The 13,812-nt window shown below is 71.4% G+C and carries 14 protein-coding genes; 10 read left to right on the top strand and 4 right to left on the bottom strand.

Going from position 1 to position 13,812, the window contains the following annotated elements:
• Positions 1-136 precede the first annotated feature (136 nt).
• From sigE to AB0I29_RS08140, 7 genes are read left to right on the top strand one after another with little or no spacing between them, the layout of a single operon-like run.
• Positions 137-742: an RNA polymerase sigma factor SigE gene (gene sigE, locus AB0I29_RS08170; RefSeq protein WP_357480179.1), complete on the top strand. Its 606-nt coding sequence runs from the start codon at positions 137-139 to the stop codon at positions 740-742.
• Positions 739-1,677: a zf-HC2 domain-containing protein gene (locus AB0I29_RS08165; RefSeq protein WP_285102729.1), complete on the top strand. Its 939-nt coding sequence runs from the start codon at positions 739-741 to the stop codon at positions 1,675-1,677. The genes sigE and AB0I29_RS08165 overlap by 4 nt, the downstream gene beginning before the upstream one ends.
• Complete coding sequence (locus tag AB0I29_RS08160; RefSeq protein WP_357480176.1) at positions 1,674-3,149, top strand: trypsin-like peptidase domain-containing protein; 1,476 nt, start codon at positions 1,674-1,676, stop codon at positions 3,147-3,149. The genes AB0I29_RS08165 and AB0I29_RS08160 overlap by 4 nt, the downstream gene beginning before the upstream one ends.
• Before the next feature lie 55 nt (positions 3,150-3,204).
• A complete protein-coding gene (locus AB0I29_RS08155; RefSeq protein ID WP_285102732.1) occupies positions 3,205-3,591 on the top strand; it encodes a twin-arginine translocase TatA/TatE family subunit in 387 nt (128 codons plus the stop codon).
• Positions 3,592-3,631: 40 nt separating this feature from the next.
• Positions 3,632-4,705, top strand: coding sequence for a tryptophan--tRNA ligase (gene trpS / locus AB0I29_RS08150; RefSeq protein ID WP_285102734.1), 1,074 nt, complete (start codon positions 3,632-3,634; stop codon positions 4,703-4,705).
• Positions 4,702-5,241 carry a 2'-5' RNA ligase family protein gene (locus tag AB0I29_RS08145; protein WP_285102735.1) on the top strand — a complete coding sequence of 180 codons (540 nt, stop codon included), beginning with the start codon at positions 4,702-4,704 and terminating at the stop codon, positions 5,239-5,241. Before trpS ends, AB0I29_RS08145 begins: the two co-directional genes overlap by 4 nt.
• A 10-nt stretch (positions 5,242-5,251) precedes the next feature.
• Entirely contained in the window at positions 5,252-6,151 is a 900-nt protein-coding gene (locus tag AB0I29_RS08140; protein ID WP_357480172.1) for a YhjD/YihY/BrkB family envelope integrity protein, read from the top strand.
• A gap of 36 nt (positions 6,152-6,187) precedes the next feature.
• Here AB0I29_RS08140 and AB0I29_RS08135 read toward each other — a convergent pair whose 3' ends face one another.
• The 4 genes from AB0I29_RS08135 to sdhC form a co-directional block, all read right to left on the bottom strand.
• A complete protein-coding gene (locus tag AB0I29_RS08135) occupies positions 6,188-6,949 on the bottom strand; it encodes a succinate dehydrogenase iron-sulfur subunit (protein WP_357480169.1) in 762 nt (253 codons plus the stop codon).
• Positions 6,949-8,781 carry a succinate dehydrogenase flavoprotein subunit gene (gene sdhA / locus AB0I29_RS08130; RefSeq protein ID WP_285102740.1) on the bottom strand — a complete coding sequence of 611 codons (1,833 nt, stop codon included), beginning with the start codon at positions 8,779-8,781 and terminating at the stop codon, positions 6,949-6,951. The genes AB0I29_RS08135 and sdhA overlap by 1 nt, the downstream gene beginning before the upstream one ends.
• Positions 8,782-8,849: 68 nt before the next feature.
• The gene (locus AB0I29_RS08125; RefSeq protein ID WP_285102741.1) at positions 8,850-9,314 is read right to left on the bottom strand and encodes a succinate dehydrogenase hydrophobic membrane anchor subunit; all 465 of its coding nucleotides are present in this window, start codon (positions 9,312-9,314) and stop codon (positions 8,850-8,852) included.
• The gene (gene sdhC / locus AB0I29_RS08120) at positions 9,314-9,697 is read right to left on the bottom strand and encodes a succinate dehydrogenase, cytochrome b556 subunit (RefSeq protein WP_285102742.1); all 384 of its coding nucleotides are present in this window, start codon (positions 9,695-9,697) and stop codon (positions 9,314-9,316) included. The genes AB0I29_RS08125 and sdhC overlap by 1 nt, the downstream gene beginning before the upstream one ends.
• A gap of 270 nt (positions 9,698-9,967) precedes the next feature.
• Here sdhC and AB0I29_RS08115 point away from each other — a divergent pair, with 270 nt between their 5' ends.
• The 3 genes from AB0I29_RS08115 (at position 9,968) to AB0I29_RS08105 (ending at position 13,728) form a co-directional block, all read left to right on the top strand.
• Positions 9,968-11,101, top strand: a complete 1,134-nt coding sequence (locus AB0I29_RS08115; protein ID WP_285102744.1) for a mannose-1-phosphate guanylyltransferase — start codon at positions 9,968-9,970, stop codon at positions 11,099-11,101.
• Positions 11,102-11,261: 160 nt separating this feature from the next.
• Positions 11,262-12,491 carry an amidohydrolase gene (locus tag AB0I29_RS08110; RefSeq protein ID WP_285103155.1) on the top strand — a complete coding sequence of 410 codons (1,230 nt, stop codon included), beginning with the start codon at positions 11,262-11,264 and terminating at the stop codon, positions 12,489-12,491.
• A gap of 154 nt (positions 12,492-12,645) precedes the next feature.
• Positions 12,646-13,728: a BMP family ABC transporter substrate-binding protein gene (locus tag AB0I29_RS08105; protein WP_285102746.1), complete on the top strand. Its 1,083-nt coding sequence runs from the start codon at positions 12,646-12,648 to the stop codon at positions 13,726-13,728.
• The last annotated feature ends 84 nt before the right edge of the window (positions 13,729-13,812 follow it).

Genomic DNA, 13,812 nt, shown 5'->3' with positions numbered 1-13,812 from the left:
CGCGACCCTGCCGTGGCCTGACGGCTCCGCTGTGCTGATGGCTTCCTCCGCTGAACCGGGCAGTTGTGTACATCACGTGCGGCGTCAGGGTACAGCCCGTGGGAACGCCTGGGCTTTGACGTACGTTGAGAGGACGATGACTTCTGTGAGCACTCGCCCAGCAGCAGACGCGGCCGCGTCGGTACCCTCCGGGGCCGGCGCGGCAGACCTGCCCTGGCAACCGCCTACCTGGGAAGAGATCGTGCGCGAGCACTCCGCGCGCGTCTACCGGCTCGCCTACCGTCTGACCGGCAACAAGCAGGACGCCGAGGACCTGACGCAGGAGACCTTCATCCGGGTGTTCCGTTCGCTGTCCAGCTACACGCCGGGCACGTTCGAGGGCTGGCTGCACCGCATCACCACCAACCTGTTCCTGGACCAGGCGCGCCGCAAGAAGCGCATCCGCATGGAGGCGATGGGTGACGACGACGGTCACGTCGCCGACACCGGCGACTTCGGCCGCCCGGAGCGCGGGTACGAGCACGCCAACCTGGACCAGGACGTGCAGCGCGCGCTCGACGCCCTGCGCCCCGAGTACCGCGCGGCCGTGGTGCTGTGCGACATCGAGGGCCTGAGCTACGAGGAGATCGCCGTGACCCTGGGCGTCAAGCTCGGCACCGTGCGCTCCCGGATCCACCGCGCCCGGGCCCAGCTCCGCGACGCCCTGGAGCACCTGGCGCCGACGCGCGGGGGCGCGCGATGAGCCACCTCGGTGACCTGGTCAGCGCGCTGGCCGACGGGCAGCTCTCGCCCGCGGAGACGGAGCGCGCGCTCTCCCACGTGACGATGTGCCGCCTGTGCGCCCGCGAGCTCGACACGGCGCGCGCGGCTCGGCGGGCGCTCCTGTCGGCCGCCGACGTGGTGCCCGACCCGGCCCTCACCGCCCGGCTGATGGCGCTGCAGGCCAGCATCCCGTCCACCGACGAGGACCCGCTGCGCCGCCCGTTCCTGGGTCCGGACCCGCTGGCCGCGCCGGTGTGGCAGGCCTCGGCCTTCGGCGACTTCGACGGCCGGATCGACCGCCCGGCGCGCCGCCGCAGGACGGCCCGGATCACCGCGCTCGGCGTCGGCGGCGCCGGTGTGCTGGGCCTCGCCCTCTTCACGCTCGGCGACGTGCCCGTGGTGTCCCCGCAGCTCTCCGCGCAGACCAGCATGACGATGCTCGGCCGCACGGGGCCCGACGCCGCGGCGGCCGGCCAGGACGTGCTCGCGGAGCTCGACGTGGACCCCGCCCAGGTCACGCCCGCCGCGCTCGACTGGGCCGCGGACAACGGCTGGGTGGCGCCCGCCGACCTGCCCGACGGCTACACCGTCTCGGCCATGCGCCTGGTGGGCGACGAGGGCCAGACGCTGGAGATCGACCTCACCGGTCCCTCGGGCCACGCCGTGGTGCGCGAGCGCGCCGGGCAGCTCGCCCAGGGCGGTACGACGGTCGGCGGCGTCCAGGTGCTCGCCACGGAGCCCGCCCACGTGGCGTGGCAGTCCGACGACATGGTGGTCGACGTCGTCGCCGACGCGCCGGAGGAGGTGCTGACCGAGCTCGTGGCGTCGTTCGGTGAGCATGGCTACGATGCCGGGGTCCTGCCCCGCATCGCCCGCGGGTGGCACACCGTGACAGGAGCCATCGAAAGCCCATGACCGACGAGAACCCGTTCGCGCCTCCCACACCGCGCGCAGCAGTGCCCCCCGCGAACGAGCCGACGCCGGCCGCGGGGCGCACGCCCGAACCCGCGCCCACGGGGGCGCCGGCAGAGGAGCCGGCGGCCGAGCGTCCGACGGCGCAGCTCCCGGTGCAGCACGCCCCGGCGCAGGGCCAGCCGGCCCAGAGCCAGCCGACGCAGCAGCTCCCGACGACGGGCTACCTGACCACGATCCCCGCGCCGCCGGCCGTCGGGCAGGACGCGCCGCACACGGGCTCCGAAGCGTCCCGCACGGGGACGGACCCCCACGCAACGGCGCCCCACGGGACCGCCCCGTACGGCACGGCACAGCCGCCCCGGTCGCGCCGGAGCAGGCTCGGCGCGGGGACGGTGTCCGCCGTCGTGCTGCTGGGCCTGCTCGCCGGTGCGGGCGGCGGCGTGGGCGCCTACGCGCTCCTGGACGCCCGCGAGACGGCGCGCCCGGCGGACGCCGCGTTGCCCCGGCCCGCCGCGGGCACCACCCACGTGGACCGTCCCGAGGGCTCGGTGGCCGCGATCGCCGCGGCCGCGCTGCCGAGCGTGGTCTCGATCGAGGTGCGCGCCCAGCAGGGCGTGGCCACCGGGTCGGGCATGATCCTGAAGTCCGAGGGCTACATCCTCACGAACAACCACGTGGTCGCCGAGGCGGCCTCGGGGGCGGACGTGACGGTCACCTTCTCGGACGGCCACGAGCAGCCCGCCGAGCTGGTGGGGGCCACGCCGGACTACGACCTCGCCGTCATCCGGGTCGAGGAGACGGGGCTGGAGCCGCTCGTGCTGGGCGACTCCGACGACGTCGTGGTCGGCGACTCGGTGCTCGCCGTCGGTTCGCCGCTCGGCCTGGAGGCCACGGTGACCACCGGCATCGTCAGCGCGCTGCACCGCCCGGTCAAGGCGGGGGAGTCCGCGGAGGCGGCCTTCATCGACGCCATCCAGACGGACGCCGCGATCAACCCCGGCAACTCCGGCGGCCCGCTCGTCAACTCGGCGGGCGAGGTGATCGGCATCAACTCGGCCATCGCGCAGGGGCCGGGCACCACCACGGCCACCGGCAACATCGGCCTCGGCTTCGCCATCCCGTCCAACCAGGCGCGGCACACGGCCGAGCAGCTCATCGAGACGGGCACCGCGACGTTCCCGATCATCGGCGTGCTGCTCGACCCCAGCTACCAGGGCGAGGGTGTCCAGGTGTCCGAGGAGGCCCAGCAGGGCACGCCCGCGGTGACGCCGGACGGTCCCGCCGACCAGGCGGGCATCAAGCCCGGCGACGTGATCCTCGCGGTCGACGGCCGCCCTGTGTCGGTGGCCGACGAGCTCATCGTCGCGATCCGCGCCAAGGCGCCCGGCGACCCGGTGACGCTCGAGGTGCGGTCCGGGAACGACGAGCGCGAGGTCCGCGTGGTGCTCGAAGAGCGGTCGAGCGGCCAGTGAACGGGGTTCATCCGGCGTTCTCCGGGCCGTCCCGCGACGCGAGTAGGCTCTGACCGTGTTCGGTATCAACGGCTGGGAGTTCGTGATCATCCTGGTGGTCGCGATGCTCGTGATCGGCCCGGAGCGCCTGCCCACCTACGCGGAGCAGCTCGGCGCCCTGGTGCGTCGTGGCCGCGACCTGCTCCAGAACGCCAAGGCCCGCGTCGACGACGAGCTCGGGCCGGAGTTCAGCGACGTGGACTGGTCCAAGCTCGACCCGCGCCAGTACGACCCGCGCAGGATCGTGCGGGACGCGCTGATGGACGACGGCCCGTCCGAGTACTCCCGATCCGCCGCCTCGCGGGCCGCGGACGGGGTCGCGGCGCGCAACGGCATGTCAGCGACGTCGGCCGGACCGGCCGCGGAACCCGGGAAGGCGCCGTACGACGACGAAGCGACCTGAGGATTCGGTGAGCGCGCATGGACCTGCCAGAATGTTGGCCATGTCGTCCCACACCCCGACCGCGCCGGACACCGCTGCCGTGGCCGACCACCCCACCCGGAAGCGCATCTTCTCCGGGATGCAGCCGACCGACGGCTCGCTCCACCTGGGCAACTACATCGGTGCCCTGTCCCAGTGGATCGCGCTGCAGGACTCCTACGACGCGCTCTACTGCGTCGTCGACCTGCACGCGCTGACGGTCAACCCCGACCCGGCGCTGCTGCGCGAGCGCACCCGCCGCACCGCCGCGCAGTACCTGGCCGGCGGCATCGACCCCGAGCGCTCCATCCTGTTCGTGCAGTCGCACGTGGCGGCGCACGCCGAGCTGGCGTGGCTGCTGAGCTGCCAGACCGGGTTCGGCGAGGCCGGGCGCATGACGCAGTTCAAGGACAAGTCGGCGAAGCAGGGCAGCGAGGGCACCACGGTCGGGCTCTTCACGTACCCCGTGCTGATGGCGGCCGACATCCTGCTGTACGACGCCGGCCTGGTCCCCGTGGGCGAGGACCAGCGCCAGCACCTGGAGCTCACCCGCGACCTCGCGGAGCGCCTGAACAGCCGCTTCGGTGAGGGCACCGCCGTCGTGCCGGACGCGCACATCGTCAAGGCCGTGGCGAAGATCCAGGACCTGCAGGACCCGAGCGCCAAGATGAGCAAGTCCAGCACCGGCGGCAAGGGCGTCGTCTGGCTGCTGGAGGACCCCAAGAAGGCGGTCAAGGCCATCAAGTCGGCCGTGACCGACGCCGACGAGTCCTACGGCGTGCGCTTCGACCCGGCCGAGAAGCCGGGCATCTCGAACCTGCTGACGATCTTCTCGGCCGTGACCGGCCGCGACATCGACTCGATCGCCAAGGAGTACGACGGCCGCGGCTACGGCTACCTCAAGGTGGACCTGGCCGACGCCGTCGTCGCCTTCCTCGAGCCGTTCCAGGCCCGGGCCAACACGTACCTCGCGGACCCCGCGCAGCTCGACAAGGTGCTGGCCGACGGCGCCGACCGGGCCCGCGCGATCGCCCGCCCGGTGCTGGACCGGATGTACGAACGGTTCGGGCTGCTGCCCGCGCGAGGCGAACGGTGAACCTCCCCGAGCGCGGACCGGGCCAGGTCCGCATCGGGATCGCGATCGAGATCCCGGAGCCCTACGCCGCGCAGCTCAGCGCGGCGCGGGTGGCTGCCGACGACCCGCTCGCGAACTTCATCCCTCCCCACATCACGCTGCTGGGACCCACGCTGCTCGACGCCGGGCGGCTCGCCGAGGCGCGGGAGCACCTGGCCGCCGTGGCCGCGGCCGCGCCGCCGTTCACCGTGCGGCTGCGCGGCACGGCCACCTTCCGGCCCATCTCGCCGGTGGTGTTCGTGGCCCTGGCGCAGGGCATCTCCGAGTGCGAGCGGCTGGAGGCGAGCGTGCGCACGGGGATCCTGGACGGCGAGCTGCGGTTCAACTACCACCCGCACGTGACCATCGCGCACGAGGTGCCCGATGCCGACCTCGACAAGGCGTTCGAGGCGATGGCGGACTACTCCGCGGACTTCGACGTCGACCGGTTCTACCAGTACGAGCACGGTGACGACGGGATCTGGCGACCACAGGCGGCGTTCCCCCTCGGCGTCTAGTCTCGTCGCGATGAGGCGGCTGATCGAGCTCGGGCGGGCGGCCTGGGCGGCCTGGGAGGCGACGCGCGCCGGGCGTGCCCTCAACCGGTACAACACGGCCAACGGCAGCGTGCTGTCCGGCGGTATGGCCTTCGCGGCGCTGTTCTCGCTGTTCGCGGCCCTCGCGATCGGCTACACGGTGTTCGTCCGGGTGCTCGGCGGTGACAACGACCTGCGGGTCGCGGTGCTGGCGCAGGTCGACGACTGGGTCCCGGGCCTGGTGGACACGGGCAGCGGGGGCGTGCTGACGCCGTCGGACCTGGTGCTGTCGACGGGACTGAGCTGGACGTCCGTCGTCGCTGCTGTCGTGCTGCTCTGGTCCGCGACGGGCTTCATGGGCGCGTTGCGCTCGTCGGTGCGCGCGATGTTCGGCCTGACGGAGAGCACCGGCAACCCGGTCACCGAGCGGCTGCGCCAGCTCCTGGGGTTCGTGCTGCTGGGGGCCGGCGTGCTGCTGGCCGCGGCGGCGAGCGTCGCGGCGTCGGCCGCAGTGCCCTGGGTGCTGGAGAGCCTGGGTCTGGACGGCGGGGTGGTGTCGTTCGCCGTGCGGGCCGGCGGGATGGCCGTGACGCTGGCGCTCGACGTCGCAGTGGTGGCCGCCGTGGTGCGCTACGTGGGCGGCGTGCGCGTGCCGCGGCGCGACCTGCTGCTCGGCGCCCTGGCCGTCGGCGTCGTCTCCGGGGCCCTGCGCTACCTCGGCACCGAGGTGATCACGAGCGCGGCCTCCCGCAACGCCCTGCTGGCGTCCTTCGCGGTGGTGGCCACCGTGCTGATCCTGGTCAACATCCTGGCCCGGGTCCTCCTCCTGGCCTCGGCCTGGATGTCGGAGGCCGATCCCTCAGCCGCGGACACGCAGAACGGGGCGGCATAGGACCTCGTCCCGTGCCGCCCCGTTCTCCCCGAAGGATCAGAACGCGCGGGTGATCATCGCGCGCTTGACCTCCTGGATCGCCTTCGTCACCTCGATGCCGCGGGGGCACGCCTCGGTGCAGTTGAAGGTCGTGCGGCAGCGCCACACGCCCTCCTTGTCGTTGAGGATCTCCAGGCGCTGCGTGCCACCCTCGTCACGGCTGTCGAAGATGAAGCGGTGCGCGTTCACGATCGCGGCCGGGCCGAAGTACTGGCCGTCCGTCCAGAACACCGGGCAGGACGACGTGCACGCGGCGCACAGGATGCACTTGGTGGTGTCGTCGAACTTCGCGCGGTCCTCGGGGGACTGGTAGCGCTCCTTGGAGGGCTCGTTCCCGGACGTGATGAGGAACGGCATGATCTCGCGGTAGGAGGCGAAGAACGGCTCCATGTCGACCACGAGGTCCTTCACGACCGGCAGGCCCTTGATGGGCTCGACCGTGATGGGCTTGTCCGGGTTGACGTCCTTGAGCAGCGTCTTGCAGGCGAGGCGGTTGCGGCCGTTGATCCGCATCGCGTCCGACCCGCAGACTCCGTGAGCACAGGAGCGGCGGAACGTGAGCGAGCCGTCCTCGTCCCACTTGATCTTGTGCAGGGCGTCGAGGATGCGGTCGGTGCCGTGCGCCTCGACGGTGAAGTCCTGCCAGGTGGCCTCTTCGGACACCTCGGGGTTGAACCGCCGGATGCGCAGCGTGACCGTGAACGAGGGGATCTCGCCCGCGGCGGGAGTCGGGGTGGCGGCTTCGAGTGTGGCAGTCATCAGTACTTACGCTCCATCGGCTCGTACCGGGTCTGGACGACGGGCTTGGAGCCCAGGACGACCTTGTAGCCGTCGAACTCCTCGACGTGGTCGAAGTAGCCCTCGACGTGACCCTCGGCCTGGTCGGACGCCGCGGTGGGGCGCCGGTAGGCCATCGTGTGCAGCATGTAGTTGGCGTCGTCGCGGTGGGGGAAGTCCTCGCGGTAGTGACCGCCGCGCGACTCCTTGCGGTTGATCGCCGCGACCACGGTGACCTCGGCGATGTCGAGCAGGAAGCCCAGCTCGATCGCCTCCAGCAGGTCGGTGTTGAAGAGCTTGCCCTTGTCCTGGACGGACGCGTTGCGGTAGCGCTTCTGCAGCTCGCGGATGTCGGCCAGGGCCTGGTTCAGCGAGTCGCCCGTGCGGAACACCTGGGCGTTGAGGTCCATGGTGTCCTGCAGCGCCTTGCGGATGTCCGCCACGCGCTCGCCGTCGGGCCGGTTGCGCATCTCGTCGAGCTGCTCGACCACGCGCACCGTCGGGTCCGCGGGGAGGTCGTGGAACTCCGCCGTCTTCGCGTACGCGGCGGCCGCCCGGCCGGAGCGCTTGCCGAACACGTTGATGTCGAGCAGCGAGTTGGTGCCGAGGCGGTTGGAGCCGTGCACGGACACGCAGGCGACCTCACCGGCGGCGTAGAGGCCCTTGACCACGTTGACGCCGTCGCGGAGCACCTCGCCCTGGATGTTGGTCGGCACGCCGCCCATGGCGTAGTGCGCCGTGGGGTACACCGGGACGGGCTCGGTGTAGGGCTCGATGCCCAGGTAGGTGCGCGCGAACTCGGTGATGTCCGGGAGCTTGGCGTCGATGTGCGCCGGCTCCAGGTGCGTCAGGTCGAGCAGCACGTAGTCCTTGTTCGGCCCGGCGCCCCGGCCCTCGCGGACCTCGTTGGCCATGGACCGGGCCACGATGTCGCGCGGCGCGAGGTCCTTGATGGTGGGGGCGTAGCGCTCCATGAAGCGCTCGCCCTCGGAGTTGCGCAGGATGCCGCCCTCGCCGCGGGCCGCCTCCGACAGCAGGATGCCCAGGCCCGCGAGACCTGTCGGGTGGAACTGGAAGAACTCCATGTCCTCCAGCGGCAGGCCGCGGCGGTACGCCAGCGCCATGCCGTCACCGGTCAGGGTGTGCGCGTTCGAGGTGGTCTTGAAGATCTTCCCGGCGCCGCCCGTGGCGAAGATGATCGCCTTGGCCTGGAACACGTGGATCTCGCCGGTGGCCAGGTCGTAGGCGACCACGCCGGTGGCGTTGACCTCCTCGCCGTCCGCGATCTCCTCGGTGGTGAGGTCGTGGTCGGTGATGAGGTCCAGCACGTAGAACTCGTTGAAGAACTCGACGTCCTGCTTGACGCAGTTCTGGTAGAGCGTCTGGAGGATCATGTGGCCGGTGCGGTCGGCGGCGTAGCACGCGCGGCGCACGGCGGACTGGCCGTGGTCACGGGTGTGCCCGCCGAACCGGCGCTGGTCGATCTTGCCCTCGGGGGTGCGGTTGAACGGGAGGCCCATCCGCTCCAGGTCGAGGACGGACTCGATGGCTTCCTTCGCGAGGATCTCGGCCGCGTCCTGGTCGACGAGGTAGTCGCCGCCCTTGACGGTGTCGAACGTGTGCCATTCCCAGTTGTCGTCCTCGACGTTGGCGAGGGCCGCGGCCATGCCGCCCTGGGCGGCACCCGTGTGGGAGCGGGTGGGGTACAGCTTGGAGATCACCGCGGTGCGGGCCTCCTTCGACGACTCGAGGGCGGCGCGCATTCCTGCGCCGCCGGCGCCGACGATCACGACGTCGTACTGATGGGTCTGCATCGGGCTCGATGCCTCCTGCTATGAGGTTCGGAGTGTGGGGCTGGGGGTGTGCCGGGAGTGCGGGAGCGCTAGGCCGTGCAGAAGGAGGCGAGCAGCTCTGCGGGGGCGTCCGGCGGGCACGGGTCGAACGTGAAGATCACGAGGGTGCCGAGCACGACCACCACGGTGAACGCCAGGAGCAGCAGGCCCTTGAGGATGCCGCGCGTCAGGTCCCGCGTCGCGTAGTCGTTGATGATGGTGCGCACGCCGTTGGTGCCGTGGATCATCGCGAGCCACAGCATGAGGAGGTCCCAGACCTGCCACAGCGGGCTCGCCCACTTGCCGGCCACGAAGCCGAAGTCGATGGCGTGCACGCCGTCGCCGACCATCAGGTTCACGAACAGGTGGCCGAAGATCAGGACGATCAGCACCACGCCGGACGCGCGCATGAAGACCCAGGAGTACAGCTCGTAGTTGCCGCGCGTCGTCTTGCGGCGCGCGTACGGGGAGCGGGGGGAGTCGATCTTGGCCACCGCAGCGGTTCCGTGTGCCATCAGTGACCCCCGGTGAAGACGTTGATGAGGTGGCGCGGCAGGAAGCCCGCCATCGTCACGACGAAGAGGCCGACGACGACCCACAGCATGACCTTCTGGTACTTGGGGCCCTTGGCCCAGAAGTCCACCAGGATGATGCGGATGCCGTTGAAGGCGTGGAAGACGATCGCGGCCACGAGCCCGGCCTCGCCGAGCCCCATGATCGGGGTCTGGTACGTGCCGATCGCGGCGTTGTACGCCTCGGGGGACACGCGCACCAGGGCTGTGTCGAGCACGTGCACGAGCAAGAAGAAGAAGATCAGCACGCCGGTCACGCGGTGCGCGACCCACGACCACATGCCTTCACGGCCGCGGTACAACGTGCCTGCTGGTGCGGTGGGCACTTCGGGAGCCTCCTATGGCTGTCCGGCTGGGGGGTGGCTGGTCCCCACTGTAATGACAAAGGTTCGCCTCGATCGCCGCCCGGCAGCCCTCGCGGGCATCAAGACACGGCATTTGTGACTGATCCCACAGGGGAGATGTCGTGGCTTCGGGCACCCGTCAGGTTGCTCGTGCGTTGCTGCCCGGACCCGCCCCTGGGATCAGCCAGGGTTCGCCCGGAATTCGGCGAGTTTTGGCTGCGGGAACCTGGTCCTGCTGACATCCTGCGGGGCATGACTTCGGCCGCCGCCCTATCGTCCCCGATCGACGACTTCTTCGCAGTGGTACCTGCCGGTGGGTCCGGCACCCGGCTCTGGCCGCTGTCGCGCGGCGGGGAGCCCAAGTTCCTGCACGACCTCGTCGGATCGGGCCAGTCCCTGCTCCAGGCCACCGAGCGCCGGCTGCGCCCGCTGGCGGGGCCCGACGGCGTCGTCCTGGTCACCGGTGAGCAGCACGTCGCGGCCTGCCGCGCGCAGCTCCCGGGCCTGTCGGACGACGCGGTGCTCGCCGAGCCGTCGCCGCGCGAGTCCATGGCGGCGATCGGACTGGCCGCGGCCGTCCTGGAGAACCGGCACGGCGACGTGGTGATCGGGTCGTTCGCCGCCGACCACGTGATCCACGGGACGCGCGCGTTCGAGCTGGCGGTCCGCGAGGCCGTGGCCGCCGCGCGCGCGGGCTACGTCACCACCGTCGGGATCGCGGCGTCGCGGCCGTCGACAGCCTTCGGGTACGTGCGCTCGGGCGAGCCTCTCGGCGTCGAGGGCGCGCCGCACACGCTGCACGTGCGCGGGTTCACCGAGAAGCCGGACGCCGCCACCGCGCGCACCTACCTCGCCTCGGGCGAGTACCGCTGGAACGCGGGCATGTTCGTCTCGCGCACCTCCGTGCTGCTGGGGCACCTCGCCGAGCAGCGGCCCGCGCTGCACGACGGCCTGCGGACCGTCGCCGACGCGTGGGACACGCCGCGCCGCGCCGCGGTGCTCGCTCAGGTGTGGCCGGGCCTGGAGAAGATCGCCATCGACCACGCGGTGGCCGAGCCGGTCGCGGAGGCCGGCGGCGTCGCCGTCGTGCCGGGGACGTTCGGGTGGGACGACGTCGGGGACTACAACTCGCTGGCGGTGCTCCTGCCGTCCGACGACGACCGCGGCGCCAAGGTGCTCGGCGACCCGCGCGACGTGCTGCGCATCGAGAGCGCCGGCTCCGTGGTGGTCCCGGCGTCCGGCCGCCTGGTGACGGTGCTCGGGCTGGACGACGTCGTCGTCGTGGACACGCCCGACGCGCTCCTGGTGACCACGCGCGCACGTGCGCAGCAGGTCAAGGACGTGGTCGCCGCGGTCCGCGAACGGGGCAGGGAAGATCTGCTCTGAATCAAGGATCTTTCCCTGATGTCTCACAGTTGTCCGCATGGTGGGACGCATCGCCCGCTGCCGTGTCTCGCGGGGCGGACGGCGCTACCGTGAGTGCGTGAACCCGACCCAGCAGCCCGTCAGTCTCGCCGACTTCGATCAGATCGTTTCGGACGATCAGATGCCGGTCGGGGACGTGCCCGGGGGGAACACGACGGACGTCGTCGCAGGTCTGGCGGCCCGGGTGGGCGAGCTGGCCGACGGGTTCGACGCGGAGCTGGTCGCGTTCCGCCGCGACGTGCACCGGCACCCCGAGCTGTCGCGCCAGGAGATCCGCACCTCCGCGCTGCTGGTCGAGCGTCTGCGGGCCGCGGGGCTGGACCCGCGCCCGCTGCCGACGGGTTCCGGCCTGGTCTGCGACATCGGCCCCGACCACGGGCCGGACGGCGAGGGCCGGGTGGGCCTGCGCGCCGACCTCGACGCGCTGCCGCTGCACGAGACGAGCGGCGTGGAGTTCGCCTCGACCCGGCCGGGCGTGGCGCACGCCTGCGGGCACGACGTGCACACCACCGTGGTGCTCGGCGCGGGCCTCGTGCTCGCCCGCCTCCAGGAGGAGGGTCGGCTGCGACGCGGCGTCCGGCTCTTCTTCCAGCCCGCCGAGGAGGTCTTCCCGGGCGGCGCGGAGGACATCATCAACAAGACCTCGGAGCTGGACGGCGTGGACCGGATGGCCGCGCTGCACTGCGACCCGAAGTTCGACGTCGGCTACGTGGGCACCCGCATCGGCCCCATCACGTCCGCGAGCGACTCCGTCATGGTGACCATCTCGTCGGCAGGCGGCCACACCTCGCGCCCGCACCTCACCGGCGACGTCGTGTTCGCGCTCGGCCAGGTCATCACGCAGACGCCCGCCGTGCTCGGCCGGCGGCTGGACCCGCGCTCGGGCGTCAACCTCACGTGGGGCGCCGTCCAGGCGGGCTCGACGCCCAACGCGATCCCGTCCACCGGCATCCTGAAGGGCACGCTGCGCTGCCTCGACGTGCGGGCCTGGGAGAAGGCCGGCGAGCTGGTGCGCGAGGCCGTGGAGCAGGTCGTGGCCCCGTACCAGGTGGACATCTCGGTGACCGTGACCCACGGCGTGCCGCCCGTCGAGAACGAGGCGGAGGCCACCGGCGACCTCGAGGCGGCGATCCGGGACGCCGTCGGCCCCGACGCCGTGCAGCTCACCGAGCAGTCCATGGGCGGCGAGGACTTCGCCTGGTACCTGCGCAAGGTTCCGGGCACCATGGCGCGGCTCGGCGTGCGGACGCCCGGCGGCCGCACCTATGACCTGCACCAGGGAGATCTGGTCGTGGACGAGCGGGCGATCGGCGTGGGCGTAAGGACACTCGCCCAGTTCGCTGCCTCCTGAGCGAGAACTGTTGCTGTCGATGACGCTTCGGTAACGACTTACTCCGGTTACCGTCTCGAAACGCGAAATGCCAGATGCGCTGGCTACCCTCGGTGCGGTATAGGGCTCCAGATCCGTCTGGAACATCGCCCTCAGGATCATCGAAGGAGCACCAGTGAAGAAGGCTGTCTGGCTCACCGCCCTTGCGGGAGCAACGGCGCTCGCGCTCTCGGCGTGCGGCGCCGCCCCGGAGGAGTCCACCGGTGGCGAGAGCGCCGCCGCCAGTGACTTCAAGCCCTGCATCGTCTCGGACGCCGGCGGGTTCGACGACAAGAGCTTCAACCAGCTCAGCTTCGAGGGTGCGACGGCTGCGGCCGAAGAGCTCGGCACGGAGCTCGTCGACGTCCAGTCGACGTCCGAGAGCGACTACAAGGGCAACGTCGAGTCCCTCGTGGCCGAGGGCTGCAACGCCATCGTGACGGTCGGCTTCGCGCTGTCCGCCACCACCGTCGAGTCGGCCACGGCCAACCCGGACATCGACTACATCCTGGTCGACGACGCCGCGGACGCGGACTTCGACGGCAACGCCGACGCCGAGAACATCAAGCCGCTGCTGTACGACACGGCGCAGGCCGCGTTCCTCGCCGGCTACCTCGCCGCGGGCTACTCGGAGGCCGGCAAGGTCGGCACCTTCGGCGGCATGGACTTCCCGACCGTCACCATCTTCATGGACGGCTTCAAGCAGGGCGTCGACTACTACAACGAGACCAAGGGCGAGAACGTCGAGCTGGTCGGCTGGGACGGCAAGAAGGGCTCGTTCACGGGCGGCTTCGCGGCCGACCCGGCGGCCAAGCAGACCGCGCAGAACGTCCTGGACCAGGGCGTCGACGTGATCCTCCCCGTCGGTGGCCCGATCTACCAGTCCGCCATGGACGCCATCGCCGACTCCGGCGAGGACGTCGCCCTGATCGGTGTGGACGCCGACTTCTTCGAGTCCGACCCGACCACCCAGGACCTGGTCCTCACCTCGATCCTCAAGGGGATGGACGTCTCCACCCAGGAGGCCGTGGTCGCGTCGGGCAACGACGAGTTCGACCCGACCCCGTACGTCGGCACCCTCGAGAACGGCGGCGTGGACATCGCACCGCTGCACAACTTCGAGGACAAGGTGGACCCGGCCCTGTGGGAAGAGGTCCAGGCCCTCAGGGAGTCGATCATCGCCGGTGACGTCGCGGTGGAGTCCTACCTCGCCGAGTGACCCGCGGGCCACGGCCGTGGACGGCTGATCGGTCGACGGTCGAGACTTGACGCAAGATGGTCCCGGGGGGCACGGCGCACGCCG

Source organism: Promicromonospora sp. NPDC050262 (assembly GCF_040655935.1).
Lineage (GTDB): Bacteria > Actinomycetota > Actinomycetes > Actinomycetales > Cellulomonadaceae > Promicromonospora.
The sequence above is the reverse complement of the archived record's forward strand: the minus strand, read 5'-3'. Positions and strand labels throughout refer to the sequence as shown.